This is a genomic window from Corallococcus sp. AB018, from assembly GCF_003986945.1.
Taxonomy (GTDB): Bacteria; Myxococcota; Myxococcia; order Myxococcales; family Myxococcaceae; genus Corallococcus; species Corallococcus exiguus.
Window position 1 is genome coordinate 1 of the sequence record NZ_RAWR01000572.1, and the last position, 420, is coordinate 420.

The following is a 420-nucleotide window of genomic DNA, read 5'->3' on the forward strand; positions in this document are numbered from 1 at the left end:
GCGGGAGGACTTCTACGCTGCTGCCGTCCACCTCCTGGCGCAGTTGGGCCGCCCAGGAGGCTTCCGACGTCTCATCTCCTCTGCCCGCACTCGTTGGGTAGGCAAAGATTTACCCCGGATGGCTTAGCAACAGCCTCGGGTCCACCGCCGCACGACCCGCGTGATGGGGACGCGCACGGATAGCGCGCTCGAAGTCCGACATGTCCAGCGCTTCGACAGCCGCCCATACAGCGCGCACTGGATGCTCTCGGTCAACCAACTGCTCGTAGGTCCGAGCCGCCAGCACCTGCGTCCCCCCTGTGTCAGGGAAGTTGTCGCCTCGGCTGAATGGCCGGGATGACCACGCCTTGGGGGCGAGAGCAGACAGGACGCAGTGCCGTACACGGATGCATTCAAGTCTCAGATGGTGAAGCGGATGGT

At 64.5% G+C, this 420-nt stretch carries 1 pseudogene; it reads right to left on the bottom strand.

The features are described 5' to 3' along the window. Nucleotides 1-286 (bottom strand): annotated as a pseudogene (locus tag D7Y11_RS43000) (hypothetical protein); the annotation flags it as partial. Between the last annotated feature and the right edge of the window lie 134 nt (nt 287-420).